This is a genomic window from Brevundimonas sp. GCM10030266, assembly GCF_042666595.1.
GTDB lineage: Bacteria > Pseudomonadota > Alphaproteobacteria > Caulobacterales > Caulobacteraceae > Brevundimonas.
In genome coordinates, this window is the sequence record NZ_JBHTCY010000001.1 from 1,153,030 (window position 1) to 1,171,703 (window position 18,674).

Here is an 18,674-nt window from a genome sequence, read left to right on the forward strand (position 1 = left end):
GAGCGCGAAGCTGTCGGGAGCGCCGGTGTGTCCGCGTCCTTGTCCGGTGTTTCGCCGCCGTCGCGGCGCCGCTGGGTCCCGGATCGCGCGCCCGCTTCGCGAACGCTTGTCCGGGATGACGACAGCAGTTGAGGTGGAGGCGGGCGGCGCGCTCACGCCGTCCTCGCCCCAGATTCCCGCGCCGGAAAAACACCGTCCAATTCGTCCAGATTGACCAGATCGACCAGTTCGCGGGCGGCGGCGGAGGCCTCGGGGACGTCGCGGCGGAGGAGGTAGAGCTCGCGGTTCAGCTCCTCATCCTCAGCCTCCATCGCCATGCGGACGCGCCGCCAGCGCAGGGCCTCGGCGGCGTCGCCCTTCAGCACCGCCCTCATCATCCGCCGGATCGCTACCCAGGCCAGTTCGGTCAGCGCGATCTGGTCCAGATCGCCGTCGACCTCGGCGGCCAGCGCCGCGCCCTCGTCGTCAGGCTCCAGCGCCGGGGGCGGGGTCCAGGGCTGATCGGCCTTTCGCCAGCCCTGCTCGGTCGCGCGCCGCCGGATGTTGCTGACCCCGACGCCGTGGCGCCGGCTGCACTCCGACGCGGAATATCCGGCCAGATAGTCCTCGCGCACCTGATCCCAGACATGGGGCGGGGCGCGTCGATAGCGGGGATGGAAGGGTTCGTCGTTCATGGGAGCCTCCGGGTCTGGAGGCATTATGGAACGGCGGTACGTCGTTTTTGGACGTATGGGGGGAGGGAGGTTTCAGGCGTTAGGTTTCAGGTTCTGGGGGCAGGGCTCCGGCGGGGGGCAGACGCTGCATCCCTGAAACCTGGAACCTAGAACCTGGAACCTCTCTCGATCTTCCCGATCCTCAACACCCCCACGCTCAGCTCATCGACGTGCAGCCGGCGCACGCGCGCCTTGCCGATCCTGAGCGCCCCGATGGCCAGGGCGCCGATGGCGACGGCCCCGATCGCCAGCATCCCGGCCCCCAACGCCCCGACCGTCGCGGCCCCGACGGCGGAGGCGCCCGTGGCGCTGGCCTTGCGGGCGACGGCGGGGCGGAGGGGGAGGGGGTGATGGGGCATGGGGTCAGATTAGGTTTTCCGGCGGTGGGAGAACAGTGCAATCTGGGGTCATGTCCCGCGCCCGCGATCTGCGTCAGTCCGCCGGCCTCGCCGAGCAGCGGGTCTGGTCGCGCCTGCGCGGCGGCGGCGTGGAGGGCTTCAAGGTCCGCCGGCGGCATGACATCGGCCGCTGGACCGTCGACTTCGCCTGCGTGCCGCTGCGGCTGGTCATCGAGATCGACGGCGGCGTGCATGAACGCGACGACGTCGTCCTGCGCGACCATCTGCGCCAGACCGATATCGAGGCGCTGGGCTGGACCGTGGTCCGGTTCACCAATGAGATCGCCCTGGGCGAGCCCTGGCGCATCGACGACGCCATCCGCGATCAGGCGAAGGTTCTGGGGCTGTTGTGATCCCTCTCCCGGCGGGAGAGGGTTTGAGGCTCGCAGAGCGAAGCGATGCGCCAGCCGAAAGGGTGAGGGGCATCTGTTGAAGTCGGCGCAAGCCGCTCCCGTGCGACGGCTCACGCCGAATGATGCGCCAGCCCCTCACCCTTTCGCGCAATCCTGATCGGCTGCGCCTCTCAGGCGCTCAAGCCCTCTCCCGCCGGGAGAGGGAGGCCGCGTCCGGATTGACGAACTGGAACGCCTCTGCGCGTTCGCGCAGGAAGTTGATGATGAAGGTAGTCTTCCCGGCACCGTTAGGCCCGGCGAGGAGGACGAAGGTGGGCATGTCGGAAATCAACCCAACGTGGAGAATCGCTTATAGCTGAGCCAATTCGCGAGCAGACCACGGTTCATCGATGCTTCGTTACACACGTGTGGAATTCCACCGATTCAAGGCTTTCGACAGTTTCAGTCTGAGCCTCAAGCAATTCAACATCGTTGTTGGCCCGAACAACGCAGGCAAATCAACAATTTTGGCGGCTTTCAGAATCCTTGCTGCAGGACTTCGCAAGGCAAATAGCAGAAAGCCGTCGTTTGTACGATTTAAAGGGGCCACGGTCAGGGGCTACGACGTCGATCTCGCCTCAATATCCGTTGCCGAAGAAAATCTGTTCTTCAACTATGACGACGAAGAATCGGCATGGGTAAGGTTCACGCTTTCGAATAAAAGTACTCTGACTCTTTATTTCCCTGAGAGGGAGGTTTGCTATCTAATCCCCGAGGGAGCCGAGAGGGTTATCGAGCATCCTTCGGCATTCAAGAAATATTTCGACTGTCCAATCGGGTTTGTGCCTATACTCGGTCCTGTGGATCATCATGAGCCGCTTTTCGAGCGCGAAGCGGCCCGTCTAGCTTTGTTTAACTATCGAGCTGCACGAAATTTTAGAAACATCTGGTATCACTATCCTGAAAAGTTTCAAGAATTTCGGGATCTTCTGCGGCAGACTTGGCCCGGAATGGATGTTGAGTTCCCCGAAATCGATACGTCTCACAGACGTGCCTTGCTCCACATGTATTGCCCCGAAAAGCGAATTCCGCGCGAGATATTTTGGGCCGGATTCGGGTTCCAAGTTTGGTGTCAGATGCTCACGCATATCATCCAAGGAAAGGATTCTTCTATCTTCTTGATAGACGAGCCGGACATATACTTGCACTCGGAGTTGCAGCGGCAATTATTGACCATTCTGCGATCTATGGGGCCTGATATTCTGGTTGCTACCCATTCAACGGAGATCGTCACGGAAGCGGAGGCAAACGAGCTTGTTTTGGTTTCTAAGGCCAACTCGTCGGCCAAGCGTTTACGAGATCCGACGCAAATCGCTGGAGTGCTAAAGGCGTTGGGATCCAGCGTTAATCCGGTCCTGACGCAACTTGCTAAGACCAGACGAGCAGTATTTGTGGAAGGAAAGGATTTTCAGATTATTGGGAGATTTGCGCTCCGTCTTTCTGAGCCTGGTGTAGGTAACAGGCGAGATTTTGCGGTGATCCCAACTGAAGGATTTAACCCCGAGCGCGTGAAGAATCTAATCTCTGGAATCGAAGCGACGCTAGGGCTCCCGATCCGATCAGCCATCATTTTGGATGGCGATTTCAGGTGTGCGGAGGAGCGAGCATCGCTGCAGGCAGCTGGAAGCTCCTTCTCTGCGTACTCCGTCATTCATCAGCGAAACGAAATCGAAAATTTCCTACTGGTACCCGCTGCTATCGATCGCGCACTTCAACGACGATTAGAGGATCGAGAGCGACGAACGGGCTCGGCGGTCAGTTTCCAGCCGCTCGCCTCCGCCTGTCTTGCCAGATTTGCTGAAAGTTGCCGCATCGAAGTTCAGTCCCGAATGATAGCGGAACGCAAGCAGTTCGAGAAAGGCAACAATCCCAAGCTGTCAGAAGCGTCGGTAAATGCTGCCGCACTCCAAGATTTCGAGTCCCGGTGGGAGGATGAAGAATCTCGTCTCAGGGTGATTCCAGGAAAAGAAGCGCTGGCTGCTTTGAACCAAGAAGCACAGGCGACTTATGCCGTCAGCATCACTCCTCTCGCCATTATCGACGCGATGGCGATTGATGACGTTCCTGAAGAGATGAAATCCTTGGTGGCAATGTTGAAGGCGCTTTCAAGCGATGAACCGCCAGAGATCGAAGCAGCCCGACACCACTAAGGTGTCGGGACATAAAGGCTTCCGCTTCCGCTCCGAAACCGATCACTCATCTCCGCCATGCCGGCCTCGGCCGCCTCCAGCGAATCCCCCGCATCGTTCTGCCCGCGCGCCGCGTCCCGGATGTCCTGGCTGATCTTCATCGAGCAGAATTTCGGGCCGCACATGGAGCAGAAGTGGGCGGTCTTGTGGGCCTCCTTGGGCAGGGTCTCGTCGTGGTATTTGCGGGCCGTTTCGGGGTCGAGGCCGAGGTTGAACTGGTCCTCCCAGCGGAACTCGAAACGGGCGCGGCTGAGGGCGTCGTCGTGGAGGCGGGCGGCCGGGTGGCCCTTGGCCAGGTCGGCGGCGTGGGCGGCGATCTTGTAGGTGATGACGCCGTCCTTGACGTCCTGACGGTCGGGCAGGCCCAGGTGCTCCTTGGGCGTGACGTAGCAGAGCATGGCCGTGCCGAACCAGCCGATCATGGCCGCGCCGATGGCGCTGGTGATGTGGTCGTAGCCGGGGGCGATGTCGGTGGTCAGCGGCCCGAGGGTGTAGAAGGGCGCCTCGTGGCAGTGCTTCAGCTGCTCATCCATATTGGCCTTGATCTTGTGCATCGGCACGTGGCCGGGGCCTTCGATCATGACCTGACAGCCCTTGGCCCAGGCGATCTTGGTCAGTTCGCCCAGGGTGCGGAGTTCGGCGAACTGGGCCTCGTCATTGGCGTCGGCGATGGAGCCGGGACGCAGGCCGTCGCCGAGGCTGAACGACACGTCGTAGGCCCGCATGATGTCGCAGATGTCCTCGAAATGCTCGTAGAGGAAGGACTCCTTGTGGTGGGCCAGGCACCACTTGGCCATGATCGAGCCGCCGCGGCTGACGATGCCGGTGACGCGTTTGGCGGTCAGGGGCACGAAGGGCAGGCGGACGCCCGCGTGGATGGTGAAATAGTCGACGCCCTGTTCGGCCTGTTCGATCAGGGTGTCGCGGAACACCTCCCAGGTCAGGTCCTCGGCGATGCCGTTCACCTTCTCCAGCGCCTGATAGATGGGCACGGTGCCGATGGGGACCGAGCTGTTGCGGATGATCCAGTCGCGGATGTTGTGGATGTTGCGGCCGGTCGACAGGTCCATGACATTGTCGGCGCCCCAGCGGGTGGCCCAGACCAGTTTGTCCACCTCGTCGTCCACCGAGGACAGCACCGCCGAGTTGCCGATGTTGGCGTTGATCTTCACCAGGAAGTTGCGGCCGATGATCATCGGCTCGACCTCGGGGTGGTTGATGTTGTGCGGGATGATGGCGCGGCCCCGCGCGATCTCCTGACGGACGAACTCGGGCGTGACGAAGTCGGGGATGGCGGCGCCGAAGTCCTCGCCGTCGCGGATGCAGGGGGCGGTCTGCTCACGGCGCAGGTTCTCGCGGATGGCGACGTATTCCATCTCGGGCGTGATGATGCCCGCTTTCGCGTATTCGTACTGGGTGACCGGACGGCCCTCGACGCCCTTGAACACCTGATGGTTCGAGACGTCGAAGCGCGGGGCCAGGTGTTTGCCGCTGGCGTGGCCGTTGTCCTCGGGCTTGACCTCGCGGGGGTGCTCGACGCGGGCGATGTCGCCGCGGTCCAGCTGCCAGCTGGACTTCACCTTGGGCAGGCCGCGCTTGATGTCGATGGTCACCGACGGATCGGTGTAGGGGCCGGAGGAATCGTACATCGTCACCGGCGGCTCATTGGCCGAGGGGTGGACGGCGACCTCGCGGAAGGGGACGCGGATTTCCGGGTAGAGCTCGCCGGCCACATAGACCTTCACGCCGCCGGCGCGGGGGCCGGTGGGGATGCGGCCGGTTTCCTTCTCGACGGCCTTGCGGGCTTCCGCCAGCGGCAGCTCGACGTTGGGTTCTTCCGGCAGGGCGGGGGGGATAACCTGGATGTTCATTGGCGGCCTCAAAACGTTTGAGGTCCGCCGACGTCGGGCGTGCGGGTTCTGTGGCGTGAGGCCGTGACCCGAAGCGTACTCATCCCTTCGCCGGCATGACCCGGATCAGGTTCGACGGGTCAGAGGAGAAACCTCTATCTCAGCCGCTCGATTGCGACCCCCCGGAGAACGGGCGGAAACTGGACCGGTCGGCTTGGCGGGTCAAGCGGGACGGGTCAGGGTGGGGCATGGATATCGCCCGCCCTTATGAGACCGCCGACCGCGAGGCCTGTCTGGCCCTGTTCGACAGCAATGTTCCGCGTTTCTTCGACGGGACGGAGCGGGAGGGCTATGCGGCGTTCCTGGACGAGCTGCGCTGGCCTTATCAGGTGATCGAGAGAGACGGGCGCGTCGTCGCCTGCGGCGGGCATGCGGTGGAGCCGGACGGGCGCACCGTCTCGCTGTGCTGGGGCATGGTCGAGCAGGGGCTGCACGGTCAGGGGCTGGGGCGGGCGCTGACCGAGGCGCGGCTGGCGGCGGCGCGGGCCGAGCCGAGGGTGACGGCGGTGCGGCTGGACACGGGCCAGCACACAACCGGCTTCTATGAGCGGTTCGGCTTCGTGATCGAGCGGGTGGTGAAGGACGGCTATGCGCCCGGCAGCGACAGCCACGAGATGCGGCTGACGCTCTAGCTATTCCGGGAAGGCGACCAGCAGGCGGTCCAGCGCCGCCTCGATGCGGGTCCAGCCGGCGTCGTCCAGGGCCACGCCGCCGACGCCCGGGCGGGCGCCCGCCGACAGGGCCAGATGCTGGACGGCGGCGAGCAGGACGGCGTTGAGCGCGGCGGGATCACCCTCGGGCGGGACGCGCAGGCGGGGGCGGCGCTCGCGCATCCAGCCGTGCAGCACGGCGGCGCGTTCGTCCTCGATGCGGTTCAGCAGGGGCGAGCTTTCGACCAGAGCCCAGGCCATGAGGCGCAGGGTCAGGGGACTGGCGCGCAGGGCGGCGACCCAGGCCGAGAGGCTGAGGCGGGCGAAGGCGCGCAAGGACTCGGTCTCGGTAGCGGGCGTGGCGTTCAGACTGGCGACCAGACCGGCGTGGGCGCGGGCGGCGATGCGGCTGACGACGCCGTCGGCGCCCTCGAAATAGCGATAGACCAGCTTGCGGTCGCAGCCGGCCTCGGCGGCGAGGGTCTGGACATTCAGGCCCGGAAAACCGTCGCGCAGCAGGATGCGCTCACCCGCCTCGACGATGGCGGCTTCGGTGGCGCTGCGGTCGCGCAGTCTGATCGGCGATTCGGCCATGGGGGCAGTCTCGGGCCGGTCGCCTGAGTCGGGCAAGGGGCGTCACCCCCCCGTCACGCCGCGAAGTCGCGGCGCGCCACCTCTCCAGCGAAGCTGGGGAGGGGGACCACCCGAAGGGTGGTGGAGGGGTAAAAGGGAGTGCCAGACAAGGTGCGGCCCCGGTCTGCGTCGGGGGGCGTGGCAGGGACCGGGGCCGCTTTATCGGACTCTGTCGAGCGCGCATCGCCGCAAGGTCCGATGCGATAACAGCGGATGTTGAGTTCGGTTCCGGACACAGCGGCTTTTTTCTTCGGGAGGTGCGCGGTGTCATGAGGTGGGGTTAGATCAGGCGCAAATCAGGGAGCCCTCGACTATGCATCTCGCCCGCTTTCCCCGCATCCGGCTGGCCCATCTGCCGACGCCGCTGGAGCCCGCGCCCCGGCTGAGCGAGGCGTTGGGGGTGGAAATCTGGATCAAGCGCGACGACTGCACCGGGCTGGCCGGCGGGGGCAACAAGACCCGCAAGCTGGAGTTCCTGCTGGGCGAGGCGTTCGAGCAGGACGCCGATACGCTGGTGACCCAGGGCGCGGTGCAGTCGAACCATGTGCGACAGACGGCCGCCGCGGCCGCAGCCCACGGGCTGAAATGCGAGATCATTCTGGAGGAGCGCACCGGCTCGACCGCCACCGACTATGTCGACAACGGCAATGTGCTGCTGGACCGGCTGTTCGGGGCGGGCATCCGGCGCGTGCCGGGCGGGACCGACATGGCCGCCGAGCTGGAGAAGACGGCGTCGGAGGTGAAGGCGCGGGGCGGTCGGCCCTATGTGATCCCGGGCGGCGGCTCGAACGCCGTGGGGGCGCTGGGCTATGTCGACTGCGCGCGCGAGATCGTGGTCGGGGCCGATGAGCTGGACATGCGGATCGACCGGATCGTGACGGCCACGGGCAGCGCCGGGACCCACGCCGGTCTGGTGGCCGGGCTGGCGGTGATGGGGGCGGACATTCCGGTGTTGGGCATCGGGGTGCGGGCGCCCAAGGCGAAGCAGGAGGAGAATGTCCTGAAGCTGGCCCGCGAGACGGCGGCCCTGCTGGGACGGCCCGATGCGGTGACGCCGGAGATGGTCGTGGCTGACTGCGACTATGTGGGCGAGGGCTATGGTCTGGTGGATGCGGCGGTGATCGAGGCCCTGACGCTGGCGGCGCGGACCGACGGGATCGTGCTGGACCCGGTCTATACCGGCAAGGCGATGAAGGGGCTGATCGCCCTGGCCAAGGCAGGCCGGTTCGAGGGGGAAACGGTGGTCTTCCTGCACACCGGCGGGGCGCAGGGGCTGTTTGGATATGAGAGCGAGATCGGGGGGAGCCTCTGACCCCGGAAACAGAACGGGCCGATCCGTCGCCGGACCGGCCCACTGTTTAGCCCCCGAGGGGGCGGGGACCGCACGCGGTCCAACGGCCTAAACCGTGACGTGTATATACGCCGCTCACGCTCGGCTTTCAAGCAGCGGTCAGGTGGTGGGGGCCGGCGGCAGGCCCAGTGCGAGGAAGGTGTTCAGCGCGTTCCTGACCCGGCGGCTGATCTCATGCAGGTCGTCGGGATGCAGTTTCTCCGGCGGCTTCCGGTTGCCACCGCCGTCACGCAGAGGTTTGAGCCGTTCCGACGCGACTGAGTAGACGTGATTGCAGACGGCCCAGGAGTCCTTGGCCGATCCGGGATTGGGATTGTGCGCCAGCTGGTAGCCGTGTGGGTTGGCGGACTGATCCGACTTGGTCAGGGGCGTGACGACGTGAATGTCGCCCGCGATTTTGCCGCCCCGAAGGATAACGACCAGATGCTGGTCGTCGAACTCCGGCGGCCAGTTCATCGGACTGAAATCGCACCAGTAGACTTCACCCACGCGGGTATCCCGTGTCAGTTGGGATTTCGGCTTTTCGGCGGGTCTGGGGGGCGGTCGATCAGCCGCGGCCTTCTTCATGGCGGGTGTCGCCGAGAGAACTTTCCGGGGCGGGGTAGCCATAAGGTCAAGCTGCGCTCCGCGTTGGAAGAGTTCAAGCGGAAAGCGCGCATAAGTTGTTTGTGAGGACGTCCTGATGAAAACCCTCGGCATTCTCGGTGGCATGGGGCCGGTCGCGACGACGGCCTTCATGGCGCGGGTGCAGGCGCTGACGCCGGCGAAGCGGGATGAGGATCACATCCGCATGCTGGTGGACCTGAACCCGCATGTGCCGAATCGGCATACGGCGCCCGAGGCGGCCGGGCGGATGCTGGGCGAGATGGCTGTGCGGCTGCGTGAGGCGGGCGCCGAGGTGTTGGCCATGCCGTGCAATACGGCCCACGCCCATGCGGACGCGATCCGGGCGGCGGGGCCGCCGTTCATCGACATGATCGCCGCTACGGTGGAGGCCGCCGCGAGGACCGGCGCGACGCGGATCGGGGTGCTGGCCACGCCGGGCGGCGAGACGCTGTACGCCGAGGCGCTGGCGACGACGGGGCTTCAGATCGTGCGGCTGGAAGGCGCGGACCGTGAGGCCTTCATGACGGCGGTGTTCGCGGTGAAGGCAGGCGACGACGGCGCGGGGCCGCGCGGCGAGATGCGACGGCTGGCGGCGGTCCTGGTCGAGGCCGGCGCGGATGCGGTGATCGCCGGGTGCACCGAGGTGCCGCTGCTGCTGAGGGCGGAGGAGCTGAGCGCGCCGCTGGTGGACTCGGCGGAGGTGCTGGCGGCGGCGTGTGTGGCGGCTTGCCGGGGCTCAGGGTCGGAGGGTTGAGTTGGTCGCCGTGACCAGAGCGTCGATGATGCTGCTGAACAGCTGATCGCTGACGCGGTCGTACTCGGCCCGGACGTCGCCCTGGAACCAGACGTCGTTCCACGATCCCATGCCGCCAAAGACCCAGCTTGCCGCAGCGCAGCCGAAGAGCTGGGCATGTTCGAGGTCCATAAGCCCCTCCGGGATGATGTCAGGGTGGTAGAAGTCGGCAAGCGGCTCCGGCGCGTCGAGAAGTCGGGTGGACTTCGCCAGATAATCGTCGAAACCCATCTGCTGAGCGGAAGCGAAGGCGATGGCCTTGTCCAGGGCGCGGACAAGTCGCGCCTTGCCGTCATGGGCCGTCGCGGGGGGCTGGCGCGGGGCGGGCGGCGGCGCGGTCTCATGGTAAGTGACCGTCCAGATGCGACGGTCCTCGGCGTTGGAGTCCCCGACCTGCCAGTCACTCCACCACGCCGACTGCGTGCCTGTCGGCACGATCAGAAGCGGTCCGCCGCCGGCGAAGCCGACGGACTCCCGATCGCCAAGGCCCGAATTGTTGCGGGAAGCCACCCGCAGGACGGCGCCGGACCCGGTCGAGGCCAGCCACTGCTCGGGGTCCGCATAGGCCGTGGTTCCGCGCCGAACGAAGCGAACATGTTTGCAGAAGAGGAAGACCGAGGCGTCCGGCCAGCGGGCCGCCGCGAGACCCTGATGCCGGGCATTCGCCGCGAGCGTCAGCCCGATACTCTGGGCGATGTGGCCCTGCATACTGTCCCCCCCCAATGACGTGTCGTCCGGATTAGCATCCGGTTGTGACGCTTCGCCACCCGAGGCGCGCCGCGATGACCGGACGGATCACGGGGCAGTTGGCGCTTGCTCCCGCCCGCGACCCGGCCCACACCGGGCGGGTGACGAGACAAGCCTTGATTATCGACTGCGACCCCGGCGTGGATGACGCCGTGGCGCTGATGCTGGCCTTTGGGGCCGATGAGTTTGAGCTGCTGGCCGTGACGACGGTCGGCGGCAATGTGCCGGTTGAGAAGACGGCGCGGAATGCGCGGATGCTGCGGCAGGTCGCTGGGCTGCAGAAGCCCGGACACGACGAGGCGCCGGTGTTCATGGGGGCGGCGCAGCCGCTGGTGCGGACGCTGGGCACGGCGACGGATTTCCATGGGCCGGAGGGGACGGGCGATCTGGAGCCGTTCGAGCCTGATCTGCCGTGCGCGGACGGTCATGCGGCGGACGCCATCGTCGATCTGGTGATGAGCCGACCGGCGAAGTCGGTGGCCATGGCCGTGCTGGGCCCGATGACCAATCTGGCGCTGGCGCTGCGCAAGGAACCGGCGCTGGCCGAACGGCTGGGACCGGTGGCGGTCATGGGCGGGGCGCGCGCCGAGGGCGGCAACATCACCGCTTCGGCCGAGTTCAACATCTGGGCCGATCCGGAAGCGGCGGCGGAGGTGCTGGCGACCGGCGCCGAAGTGGTGCTGTTCGGGCTGGACGCGACCCATCAGGTGCGGGCGACCGAGGACCGGATCGCGGCCGTCGAGGCGCTGGGCACGCCGATGGCGAAGACGGCGGGCGCCATGCTGCGTTTCTCGCAGCGGGTGGAGCGGACCATCGTGGGCTGGGACGCCTCGCCCCTGCATGATCCCTGTCCGGTGGCCTGGCTGCTGAAGCCGGAACTGTTCGAACTGAAGCCCTGTCTGGTGAAGGTGGAGACCGAAAGCGACCTGACCCGCGGCCATACGGCGGTGGAGTTTCGCCAAGCCGTGGCGGGCGAGCCGCTGAAGCATCGCTGGGCGGTGACGGCGGACGCGGACGGGGTGTTTGCGTTGATTGCCCGGAGCTGCGGATGAGCCCCCTCCACCGCTTCGCGGTCCCCCTCCCCAAAGAAGGGGAGGAGACGCTTGCCCCCTCCACCACTTCGTGGTCCCCCTCCCCCAAGAGGGGGAGGAGAATCCCATGAGGATCACGGTCGTCGGGTCGATCAATCTGGATTTCGTCGCCTCGGCGCCGAAGCTGCCGCGCGCCGGGGAGACGGTGACGGGGGCGACGCTGGCGCGGCATCCGGGCGGCAAGGGCGCGAACATGGCGCTGGCGGCGCAGCGGCTGGGGGCGGATGTCTGCATGGTCGGGCGCGTGGGCCGCGACGCCATGGCCGAGGAGGCGCTGGCCCTGCTGCTGGCCGATGACGTGGACACGGGCGGGGTGATCGCCGATGCGGACGCGCCGACGGGCGTGGCCCTGATCGCGGTCGATCCGGATGGGGAGAACCAGATCGTGGTGGCCGCCGGGGCCAACCATCAGGTGACGCCCGAGCAGCTTCCGGCCCGGATCGAGGGCCCGCTGCTGCTGCAGCTGGAGCTGCCGGTCGAGACGGTCGAGGCGGCGGTGGGCCGGGCGACGGACTTCGTCTGCGTGAACCTGGCCCCGGCCCAGCCGGTGTCGGACCAGCTGCTGCGGCGGGCCGATCTGATCGTGGTCAACGAGACCGAGGCGGCCTTCTACGGCGACCTGCTGCACCACGGCGGCGGGCGGGTAGTGGTGACCCGGGGCGCCAAGGGGGCGACCATGTACCAGCGCGGGGTCGAGATGGCCTGGGCCACGCCGCCCAAGGTGCGGGCGGTGGATGCGACGGGCGCGGGCGACTGTTTCGTCGGCGCGATCTGCGTGGCCCTGCTGGAAGGGATGGAGCCGGCCGAGGCCCTGACCTTCGCCTGCGCGGCGGGGGCCATCGCGGCGACCCGGCCGGGGGCGCAGCCGTCCTTCCCGACGCGGGATGAGGTCGAGGAAATCCTGGAGGGCTAGGCCGCCTCGACGGCCTCGGCGCGCAGGACGGCGACCTTGCGGTAGCATTCGCAGGCGGAGGCTTCGAGCGCGGCGCGGTTCAGGACGTGGACGGTGCCGCGCGAATAGCGGACGGCGCCGTGGGCCTGCAGGGTCTGGGCGGCCTCGTTCACCGTGGTGCGCTGGGAGCCCAGCATCGAGGCCATGTATTCCTGCGTCAGCTTGATGGTGTCGCTGTCGGCGCGGTCGTGGCAGCGCAGCAGCCATTTGGCCAGACGACGCTCGGCCGGGTGCAGGGCGTGGCAAGCGGCGGTCTGCTCCAGCTCGCGCTGGATGCCCGCGTGATAGAGGGCCAGCATCTGGCGCAGGGCCGGGCGCTCATGGGCCAGGGCGCGGATGCGACCGGCGTCGATGCGGTATGCCTCACCGGTCAGCTGGATGGTCTGGCGCGAGGCCGAGGCCATGGGAATGACGGTGGCCTCGATCCCCGCCACGCCTTCGCGCCCGACCATGAAGGCCTCGACCGAGCGGCCGTCGGCCATCTCGTTGACGGTGGAGATGATGCCCGAGACGGGGAAGTGGACCACGTCGATCATCTGGCCGGGGGTGATCAGGTCCTGACCCAGCTCGAAGCGGATGCGGGTCGCCAGGCTGAGCAGGATCTCGCGATCCGGCACGGGCAGGCTATCGAGCAGAAGATTGGTGTGTTCGGCCATCGGCGTCCGCTTGTCGACAGGGCGGGTGAAGCCCCGGCTTCCACCATGGTCGGCAAACGGTCACTCCGGCGGACGGGTTCCCGGCGCGCGTCTCAGAGACGCAGGCGGAAGACGTCGGCGGCGCGGTAGCATTCGCATGCCGCACGCTCGAGGGCGGCGCGGTCGGTGACGGTGATGCGGCCGCGCGAATAGGTGATGGCGCGCGACTTCTGCAGGCTCTGGGCCGCCTCGTTCACCGTGGTGCGCTGGGAGCCCAGCATGGAGGCCATGTATTCCTGCGTCAGGTTGAAGGCGGCGCCGTCGACCCGGTCGTGGCAACGCAGCAGCCATTTGGCCAGCCGCTGCTCGGCGCGGTGCAGGGCGTTGCAGGCGGCGGACTGTTCCAGCTCGGACTGCAGGGCGGCCAGATAGGCGCTGATGACGGCGCGGATGGCGGGCCGGTCGTTGACCAGCTGGCGCAGGCGGCCGGCCTCGATGCGGCGGGCGGCGCCGTTCATCTGGGCGACGTTGCGCGTGAAGGCGACCTGGGGCACGGCGGCGGCCAGACCGCCCGCGACGCCCTCGCAGCCGACCATGACGGTCTCGACGGTGCGGCCGTCCTGCAGCACCGCCACGGCGGAGACCACGCCGTGTTCGATGAAGTAGATCTGGTCGATCGGATCGCCCGGCTCGTGGAAAATCTGGCCCTGGGCGAAGTCGATGGAAACGGTGTGCGCGAGCAGGGCCTCGCGGTCCCCGTCGTCCAATGCTGCGATAAGTCGGTTGCCCGCCGAAATCCCGTTCATATCCGGCGGATAAGATGATCCGAGGTCCGGTGTCTGTCGGAAGTCGACTTAAGCGTGACTTTGGATTCAATCCCGCCGCGTCGGGCTCGGGAAGGGTCCGGCAGCGGACATTCGGGGCGACGGAAAATCCGCTTCGGGGCGTGGCAGGCTTTATTACAAACTTGCAATCCGACGCCGGCGGGCCCGCTGCTAGGGTGCCGGCCGTTCAGTTTCCAGTCCTTGGGGGACCCCATGATGATCCGCACCGCCGCCCTGCTGGGCGCCTCGCTGCTGGCCCTGACCGCGCCGGCCCTTCCGGCGATGGCGCAGGACGCCGCGACCATCAGCGTGCCGCCGCTGCAGTATGCGCACCGGACGCTGGGCAACGGGCTGAACGTCTATTCGATGCCGGACGCCAGCGCCGGAACGGTGACCGTCACCGTCTGGTACGATGTCGGCGGCAAGGACGATCCGGAGGGTCGCAGCGGCTTCGCCCACCTGTTCGAACACATCCTGAGCCGCAAGACGGTGAACCTGCCCTACGGCCAGATCTCGACGCTGGTGGAGAACTCGGGCGGGTCGCGCAACGCCTCCACCGGGCAGGACTTCACCAACTACTATGAGACGGTGCCGCCCCAGTATCTGGAGATGATGCTGTGGACCCACGCCGAGCGGATGGCGCGGCCTGTGGTCGATCAGGCGGTGTTCGACGCCGAGCGGTCGATCGTGAAGGAGGAACTGCGCCAGCGGGTCTATGCGCCGCCGTACGGCCGGCTGCAGCGCTTCGTGATCGGCGACAACAGCTTTGACGAAAGCATCTATCGCCGCAGCGTGATCGGCTCGATCGAGGAGCTGGACTCGGCGACCATCGACGACGCCCGCGCCTTCCACGAGGCCTATTACCGCCCGGCCACCGCGACCATCATCGTGTCGGGCAATTTCGATCCGGCCCAGCTGGATCGCTGGGTGGACCAGTATTTCGCCAACATCCCGAACCCGGACCGTCCGCTGCCGGTGTTCGAGCGTCTGACGGCGACGCCGCGCACCCAGCCGCGGCTGGTGGAAGCCTATGCGCCGAACGTGCCGCTGCCCGCCATCGCGGCCATCTATCCGGGCGTGGCGGCGAACCATCCGGACGCGGCGGCGCTGGACGTGCTGTCCGGCATCATGTCGCGGGGCGAGAGCTCGCGCCTGTATCAGGCGCTGGTCTATCGCAGCCAGCTGGCCTCGGGCGCCTATCTGAGCTCGGGCGCCAATGAGGAGGCCGGGACGGTCACGGTCAATGTGACGCTGGCGCAGGGCAAGGCCATCGCCGACGCCGAGGCGGCGCTGAACGCCGAGCTGGACCGCATCCGCAACGAGCCGGTGACGGCGGCGGAACTGGCCGAGGCCAAGATGGAGATCGTGGCCTCGGAGCTGCGCCAGCGCGAGACCGCCTCCGGCCGGGCCTTCATCCTGGGACAGGCGCTGGTGTCGGAGAATGACCCGCGCGCGCCGGACGCCCATCTGGCGGCGGTGCAGGCGGTGACGGCGGCGGACGTGCAGCGCGTGGCCCGCACCTATCTGAACGAACAGGCGCGGGTCTCCATCCGCTATCAGGACGAGAGCCAGCGCCCGGCGGGCGTGGCCGAGGACAGCTGGAAGAACCCGGCCCCGATGCCGACCTTCGTCAGCGTGCCGCCGGCCATCCTGCCCGCCAACGAACTGTTGCCGGAGGGCCAGCGGATGGCGCCGCCGGCGCCCGGAGCGGCCCGCGCCGCCGTGGCGCCGACGGTGGTCGAGCGGGCCTTGCCGAACGGCCTGCGGGTGATCGTGGCCAAGTCCACCGACCTGCCGATCATGAACGCGCAGCTGATCATCGGCGGCGGCGCGGCGGCGGACCCGGCGGGTCGCGCGGGGCTGGCCTCGATGACGGCCGATCTGGCCTCGGCGGGCGCCGGCGGGCGCACCGCGCCGGAGATCGCGCGCACGATGGAGGCGCTGGGCGCCAGCATCGGCGGCGGGGCGGACGCGGATGTGACCGGCCTGTCCCTGTCGTCGCCGATCGCCTCGGCCGAGGCGGCGGGCGCGGTCTTCGCCGATGTGGTCCGCAACCCGACCTTCGCGCCCGAAGAGGTCGAGCGCACCCGGACGCGCCGGGCCAACGCCCTGCGGGTCAATCTGCGCCAGCCGGGACCGGTGGCGGCGATGGTGCTGAACCGTCTGGCCTTCGGCGACGCCGCCTACGGCACGCCCGCCTCGGGCACGCCGACGACGATCGGCGCTATCACCCGCGACGAGATCACGGGCTTCCATCAGCGCTGGTGGCGCCCGGACAATGCGACCCTGATCATCACCGGCGGCATGCAGCCGGAAGAGGCCTTCGCCTATGCCGAGCGCACCCTCGGCGACTGGGCCAAGCCGGCCGCCGCCCTGCCGACGGTGGGCCAGCGCGCCGGGGCCGTGCCCGCGCCGCGCGTGGTGGTGGTCGATCTGCCGGGCGCCGGTCAGGCGGCGGTGTCGGCGGCGGTGCGCGGTCCGCGCCGGGCCGACGACGGATACTATCCGCTGCTGGTGGTCAACAGCATCATGGGGCAGGGCCAGAACGGCCACCTGTTCCAGGAAATCCGCGCCAAGCGGGGCCTGAGCTACGGCGCCTATTCGACGCTGGGCGCGTGGCTGGACGGGGGCGTGCTGAGCGCCACCACCCAGACCAAGAACGAGAGCGCCGCCGAGGTGGTGGGACTGGTGCTGCACGAGTTCGACCGCCTGCGTACCGAGGCGGTGACGGAGCAGGCGGTGACCGACCGCGAGGCCTTCATCAACGGCGGCTTCTCACGCAATCTGGAGACCACGGGCGGGCTCGGCTCGACCCTGGCCAGCGCGGTGACCTACGGCCTGCCGCTGAGCGAGATCGAGACCTATGCCGGCAAGGTGGACGCCACGACGCCGGAAGCGGTGATGGCTGCGGCCCAGGGCGTCAGCTCGGAACAGGCCTATGTCGTCGTGGTCGGCGAAGCGTCGCAGTTCATCGACGCCCTGCGCGCGGCCCATCCGGACGTGGTGGTCATTCCGGTGGCGGAGTTGGATCTGGACAGCGCGACGCTGGGGCTGTGAGGGGACGACCCCTCCGTCTCGTCGGCTATGCCGCCGAGCCACCTCCCCACTGCGTGGAGAGGTGAACCGTTGCCGTCACCTCTCCACCGAAGGTGGGGAGGGGGACCGTGCGAGCCGTCAGGCGAAGCAGGGTGGAGGGGTTTACTTCGACGCCCGAAACGCCGCGATCGCATCCACCGTCTGACGCACTTGCGCCTCGATGCCGGCCCAGTCGCCGGACTTCACGGCGGCGTCGGTGATCAGTTTGGAGCCCATGCCCGCGGCGACGATGCCCGAGCCGAACCATTTGGCGATGGAGGCTTCGTCCGGGTCGACGCCGCCGGTCGGCATGATCTTGGTCCAGGGCATGGGGCCCAGCACCGCCTTGACGAAGTCGGCGCCGCCGACGCTGGCGCCCGGGAACAGTTTGACGATCTCGCAGCCCAGCTCCTGCGCCTGACCGATCTCGGTGACCGAGCCGCAGCCGGGGAAGTAGGCGGTCATGCGACGGTTGCAGACCTTGGCGACATCTTCGACGAGGCAGGGGCTGACGATGAAGCGGGCGCCCCGGTTCAGGAACATCGCGGCGGTGCCGGCATCGACCACCGAGCCGATGCCGAGAATGATGTCCGGGTCGGTCTTCTGCAGCTCGCGCGCGATGTCGCCGAACAGGTCGATGGCGAAGTCGCCCCGGTTGGTGAACTCGATGGCCTTGGCCCCGCCGCGCGAACAGGCGCGGATCACGTTCAGGCAGACCTCCGGATCCGCATGATAGAAGACGGGGGCGACGCCCTGCGCCTCGAGGGCGTTGAGAACGGTCAGGCGGTCGTGGCGCATTTCAATCTCCGCTCCGGCTGTCACCGGTGTCGGTGATCTGTTTATCCCGGCGAACGCGGGAAGCGAAAGGACCGGGGCGCGGAACTTATTGTTTCGCCAGTTCCACCACCCGCTTCACCATCGCGCTGTCCGGATCGAGCAGCGGGCCGAGGACGGTGAAGTGGTTCAGGCCCGGCAAGGCTTCGTAGCGGGTCTCGACGCCGTTGTTGGCCCAGTGGTCGGCCATCATTTTCGACTGGCGCAGGAACTCCGGGCTTTCGTCGCCGCCGACGAGGCAGTCGAGGATGGTGCCGCCGGGCGTCGAGCCGTTGGGGACGGGCCAGAAGATGGGGGAGAGGGCGGCGGCGGTGTTGGCGTCGAGGTCCAGCGCCGTGTTGATCGAGGTCTCCAGCAGGGGGCGCAGGTCGAAGACGCCGCTGATGGCGACGGCGGCGGAGGCGCGGGCCTCGGACAGCATACAGGCCGACATATGGCCGCCCGCCGAATGGCCGAAGACGACCGGGCGCTTGCCGCCGTTGCGGGCGCGGATCAGGTCCACCGCCTCGCGCACCTGTTTGAGGATGGTCCCGAGCCGGACGGTCGGAGCCAGATCATAGGAGGGGACGGCCAGGCTGACGCCGTGATGAAGCAGGGTGGGAGCGAGCCCGCTGAACCAGTCCTTGTCCAGCGCCTGCCAATAGCCGCCGTGCAGGAAGACGACGATGGGCGCGTCCGGCCCGGCCGAGAACAGGTCCATCACCTCGCGCGGGCCGGGGCCGTAGGCGATGAGCTCGGGCGGATGGGCGGCGCGGGCGGCCTCGGCGGCGGCCTTCCACTGACCCATGGCCTGCATGTGGTCGGGCACGCGGGCGCGGTTGTTGTACTCCGCTTCCAGATCGATCTCGGCCTTACCCGTCACGTCATCATCCGCTAGACAG

19 protein-coding genes and 1 riboswitch are annotated in these 18,674 nt (G+C 67.6%); of the genes, 8 read left to right on the forward strand and 11 right to left on the reverse strand.

All coding sequences use genetic code 11. From position 1 onward, the window contains the following. Positions 1-152: 152 nt before the first annotated feature. Positions 153-674 (reverse strand): hypothetical protein, encoded by a 522-nt coding sequence (locus tag ACFQQC_RS05980; RefSeq protein WP_376860621.1) that lies wholly within the window; start codon positions 672-674, stop codon positions 153-155. 146 nt (positions 675-820) lie between these two features. Then, complete coding sequence (locus ACFQQC_RS05985; RefSeq protein WP_376860623.1) at positions 821-1,072, reverse strand: hypothetical protein; 252 nt, start codon at positions 1,070-1,072, stop codon at positions 821-823. Positions 1,073-1,122: 50 nt separating this feature from the next. Here ACFQQC_RS05985 and ACFQQC_RS05990 point away from each other — a divergent pair, with 50 nt between their 5' ends. Further along, positions 1,123-1,464: an endonuclease domain-containing protein gene (locus tag ACFQQC_RS05990; RefSeq protein ID WP_376860624.1), complete on the forward strand. Its 342-nt coding sequence runs from the start codon at positions 1,123-1,125 to the stop codon at positions 1,462-1,464. A 178-nt stretch (positions 1,465-1,642) separates the two neighbouring features. On the opposite strand, the gene ACFQQC_RS05995 is transcribed toward ACFQQC_RS05990, so the two are convergent. Continuing rightward, positions 1,643-1,783 carry a hypothetical protein gene (locus ACFQQC_RS05995; RefSeq protein ID WP_376860626.1) on the reverse strand — a complete coding sequence of 47 codons (141 nt, stop codon included), beginning with the start codon at positions 1,781-1,783 and terminating at the stop codon, positions 1,643-1,645. Between the two features lie 70 nt (positions 1,784-1,853). On the opposite strand from ACFQQC_RS05995, the gene ACFQQC_RS06000 reads away from it, so the two are divergent. Continuing rightward, positions 1,854-3,653, forward strand: a complete 1,800-nt coding sequence (locus tag ACFQQC_RS06000; protein ID WP_376860628.1) for an ATP-dependent endonuclease — start codon at positions 1,854-1,856, stop codon at positions 3,651-3,653. On the opposite strand, the gene thiC is transcribed toward ACFQQC_RS06000, so the two are convergent. Next, complete coding sequence (gene thiC, locus ACFQQC_RS06005) at positions 3,650-5,563, reverse strand: phosphomethylpyrimidine synthase ThiC (protein ID WP_376860630.1); 1,914 nt, start codon at positions 5,561-5,563, stop codon at positions 3,650-3,652. The two genes, ACFQQC_RS06000 and thiC, sit on opposite strands and share 4 nt — an antisense overlap. 64 nt (positions 5,564-5,627) lie before the next feature. After that, positions 5,628-5,737: riboswitch (TPP riboswitch) on the reverse strand. 53 nt (positions 5,738-5,790) lie between these two features. Here thiC and ACFQQC_RS06010 point away from each other — a divergent pair. Next, positions 5,791-6,234 carry a GNAT family N-acetyltransferase gene (locus ACFQQC_RS06010; RefSeq protein WP_376860631.1) on the forward strand — a complete coding sequence of 148 codons (444 nt, stop codon included), beginning with the start codon at positions 5,791-5,793 and terminating at the stop codon, positions 6,232-6,234. On the opposite strand, the gene ACFQQC_RS06015 is transcribed toward ACFQQC_RS06010, so the two are convergent. After that, positions 6,235-6,846, reverse strand: coding sequence for a TetR/AcrR family transcriptional regulator (locus ACFQQC_RS06015; RefSeq protein WP_376860633.1), 612 nt, complete (start codon positions 6,844-6,846; stop codon positions 6,235-6,237). A gap of 352 nt (positions 6,847-7,198) precedes the next feature. On the opposite strand from ACFQQC_RS06015, the gene ACFQQC_RS06020 reads away from it, so the two are divergent. Then, entirely contained in the window at positions 7,199-8,197 is a 999-nt protein-coding gene (locus ACFQQC_RS06020; RefSeq protein WP_376860635.1) for a D-cysteine desulfhydrase, read from the forward strand. A 138-nt stretch (positions 8,198-8,335) separates the two neighbouring features. On the opposite strand, the gene ACFQQC_RS06025 is transcribed toward ACFQQC_RS06020, so the two are convergent. Continuing rightward, a complete protein-coding gene (locus ACFQQC_RS06025; RefSeq protein WP_376860637.1) occupies positions 8,336-8,803 on the reverse strand; it encodes a type II toxin-antitoxin system PemK/MazF family toxin in 468 nt (155 codons plus the stop codon). Positions 8,804-8,918: 115 nt separating this feature from the next. Between ACFQQC_RS06025 and ACFQQC_RS06030 the strand changes: the two genes are divergently transcribed. Continuing rightward, complete coding sequence (locus ACFQQC_RS06030; RefSeq protein WP_376860639.1) at positions 8,919-9,596, forward strand: aspartate/glutamate racemase family protein; 678 nt, start codon at positions 8,919-8,921, stop codon at positions 9,594-9,596. On the opposite strand, the gene ACFQQC_RS06035 is transcribed toward ACFQQC_RS06030, so the two are convergent. Next, complete coding sequence (locus tag ACFQQC_RS06035) at positions 9,579-10,343, reverse strand: hypothetical protein (RefSeq protein WP_376860641.1); 765 nt, start codon at positions 10,341-10,343, stop codon at positions 9,579-9,581. The two genes, ACFQQC_RS06030 and ACFQQC_RS06035, sit on opposite strands and share 18 nt — an antisense overlap. A 74-nt stretch (positions 10,344-10,417) precedes the next feature. Between ACFQQC_RS06035 and ACFQQC_RS06040 the strand changes: the two genes are divergently transcribed. Together ACFQQC_RS06040 and ACFQQC_RS06045 are read left to right on the forward strand one after the other, a co-directional pair. Next, positions 10,418-11,434, forward strand: coding sequence for a nucleoside hydrolase (locus ACFQQC_RS06040; protein ID WP_376860643.1), 1,017 nt, complete (start codon positions 10,418-10,420; stop codon positions 11,432-11,434). A gap of 106 nt (positions 11,435-11,540) precedes the next feature. Next, a complete protein-coding gene (locus tag ACFQQC_RS06045; protein WP_376860645.1) occupies positions 11,541-12,386 on the forward strand; it encodes a ribokinase in 846 nt (281 codons plus the stop codon). On the opposite strand, the gene ACFQQC_RS06050 is transcribed toward ACFQQC_RS06045, so the two are convergent. Both ACFQQC_RS06050 and ACFQQC_RS06055 read right to left on the reverse strand, forming a co-directional pair. Then, positions 12,383-13,081 (reverse strand): Crp/Fnr family transcriptional regulator, encoded by a 699-nt coding sequence (locus tag ACFQQC_RS06050; protein ID WP_376860646.1) that lies wholly within the window; start codon positions 13,079-13,081, stop codon positions 12,383-12,385. The genes ACFQQC_RS06045 and ACFQQC_RS06050 overlap by 4 nt on opposite strands. A 92-nt stretch (positions 13,082-13,173) precedes the next feature. Next, positions 13,174-13,827 (reverse strand): Crp/Fnr family transcriptional regulator, encoded by a 654-nt coding sequence (locus ACFQQC_RS06055; RefSeq protein ID WP_376860648.1) that lies wholly within the window; start codon positions 13,825-13,827, stop codon positions 13,174-13,176. A 270-nt stretch (positions 13,828-14,097) separates the two neighbouring features. Here ACFQQC_RS06055 and ACFQQC_RS06060 point away from each other — a divergent pair, with 270 nt between their 5' ends. Next, complete coding sequence (locus tag ACFQQC_RS06060) at positions 14,098-16,941, forward strand: M16 family metallopeptidase (protein WP_376860650.1); 2,844 nt, start codon at positions 14,098-14,100, stop codon at positions 16,939-16,941. Positions 16,942-17,082: 141 nt separating this feature from the next. Here ACFQQC_RS06060 and ACFQQC_RS06065 read toward each other — a convergent pair whose 3' ends face one another. Further along, positions 17,083-17,757, reverse strand: a complete 675-nt coding sequence (locus ACFQQC_RS06065; RefSeq protein WP_376860652.1) for a bifunctional 4-hydroxy-2-oxoglutarate aldolase/2-dehydro-3-deoxy-phosphogluconate aldolase — start codon at positions 17,755-17,757, stop codon at positions 17,083-17,085. Between the two features lie 85 nt (positions 17,758-17,842). Further along, positions 17,843-18,655 carry an alpha/beta hydrolase gene (locus ACFQQC_RS06070; RefSeq protein ID WP_376860654.1) on the reverse strand — a complete coding sequence of 271 codons (813 nt, stop codon included), beginning with the start codon at positions 18,653-18,655 and terminating at the stop codon, positions 17,843-17,845. Between the last annotated feature and the right edge of the window lie 19 nt (positions 18,656-18,674).

What these genes read in the sequence shown, in the direction of transcription:
- ACFQQC_RS05980 (WP_376860621.1), bottom strand. Translation starts at nt 674, where the DNA reads ATGAACGACGAACCCTTCCATCCCCGCTATCGACGCGCCCCGCCCCAT.
- ACFQQC_RS05985 (WP_376860623.1), bottom strand. Translation starts at nt 1,072, where the DNA reads ATGCCCCATCACCCCCTCCCCCTCCGCCCCGCCGTCGCCCGCAAGGCC.
- ACFQQC_RS05990 (WP_376860624.1), top strand. Translation starts at nt 1,123, where the DNA reads ATGTCCCGCGCCCGCGATCTGCGTCAGTCCGCCGGCCTCGCCGAGCAG.
- ACFQQC_RS05995 (WP_376860626.1), bottom strand. Translation starts at nt 1,783, where the DNA reads ATGCCCACCTTCGTCCTCCTCGCCGGGCCTAACGGTGCCGGGAAGACT.
- ACFQQC_RS06000 (WP_376860628.1), top strand. Translation starts at nt 1,854, where the DNA reads ATGCTTCGTTACACACGTGTGGAATTCCACCGATTCAAGGCTTTCGAC.
- thiC (WP_376860630.1), bottom strand. Translation starts at nt 5,563, where the DNA reads ATGAACATCCAGGTTATCCCCCCCGCCCTGCCGGAAGAACCCAACGTC.
- ACFQQC_RS06010 (WP_376860631.1), top strand. Translation starts at nt 5,791, where the DNA reads ATGGATATCGCCCGCCCTTATGAGACCGCCGACCGCGAGGCCTGTCTG.
- ACFQQC_RS06015 (WP_376860633.1), bottom strand. Translation starts at nt 6,846, where the DNA reads ATGGCCGAATCGCCGATCAGACTGCGCGACCGCAGCGCCACCGAAGCC.
- ACFQQC_RS06020 (WP_376860635.1), top strand. Translation starts at nt 7,199, where the DNA reads ATGCATCTCGCCCGCTTTCCCCGCATCCGGCTGGCCCATCTGCCGACG.
- ACFQQC_RS06025 (WP_376860637.1), bottom strand. Translation starts at nt 8,803, where the DNA reads ATGAAGAAGGCCGCGGCTGATCGACCGCCCCCCAGACCCGCCGAAAAG.
- ACFQQC_RS06030 (WP_376860639.1), top strand. Translation starts at nt 8,919, where the DNA reads ATGAAAACCCTCGGCATTCTCGGTGGCATGGGGCCGGTCGCGACGACG.
- ACFQQC_RS06035 (WP_376860641.1), bottom strand. Translation starts at nt 10,343, where the DNA reads ATGCAGGGCCACATCGCCCAGAGTATCGGGCTGACGCTCGCGGCGAAT.
- ACFQQC_RS06040 (WP_376860643.1), top strand. Translation starts at nt 10,418, where the DNA reads ATGACCGGACGGATCACGGGGCAGTTGGCGCTTGCTCCCGCCCGCGAC.
- ACFQQC_RS06045 (WP_376860645.1), top strand. Translation starts at nt 11,541, where the DNA reads ATGAGGATCACGGTCGTCGGGTCGATCAATCTGGATTTCGTCGCCTCG.
- ACFQQC_RS06050 (WP_376860646.1), bottom strand. Translation starts at nt 13,081, where the DNA reads ATGGCCGAACACACCAATCTTCTGCTCGATAGCCTGCCCGTGCCGGAT.
- ACFQQC_RS06060 (WP_376860650.1), top strand. Translation starts at nt 14,098, where the DNA reads ATGATGATCCGCACCGCCGCCCTGCTGGGCGCCTCGCTGCTGGCCCTG.
- ACFQQC_RS06065 (WP_376860652.1), bottom strand. Translation starts at nt 17,757, where the DNA reads ATGCGCCACGACCGCCTGACCGTTCTCAACGCCCTCGAGGCGCAGGGC.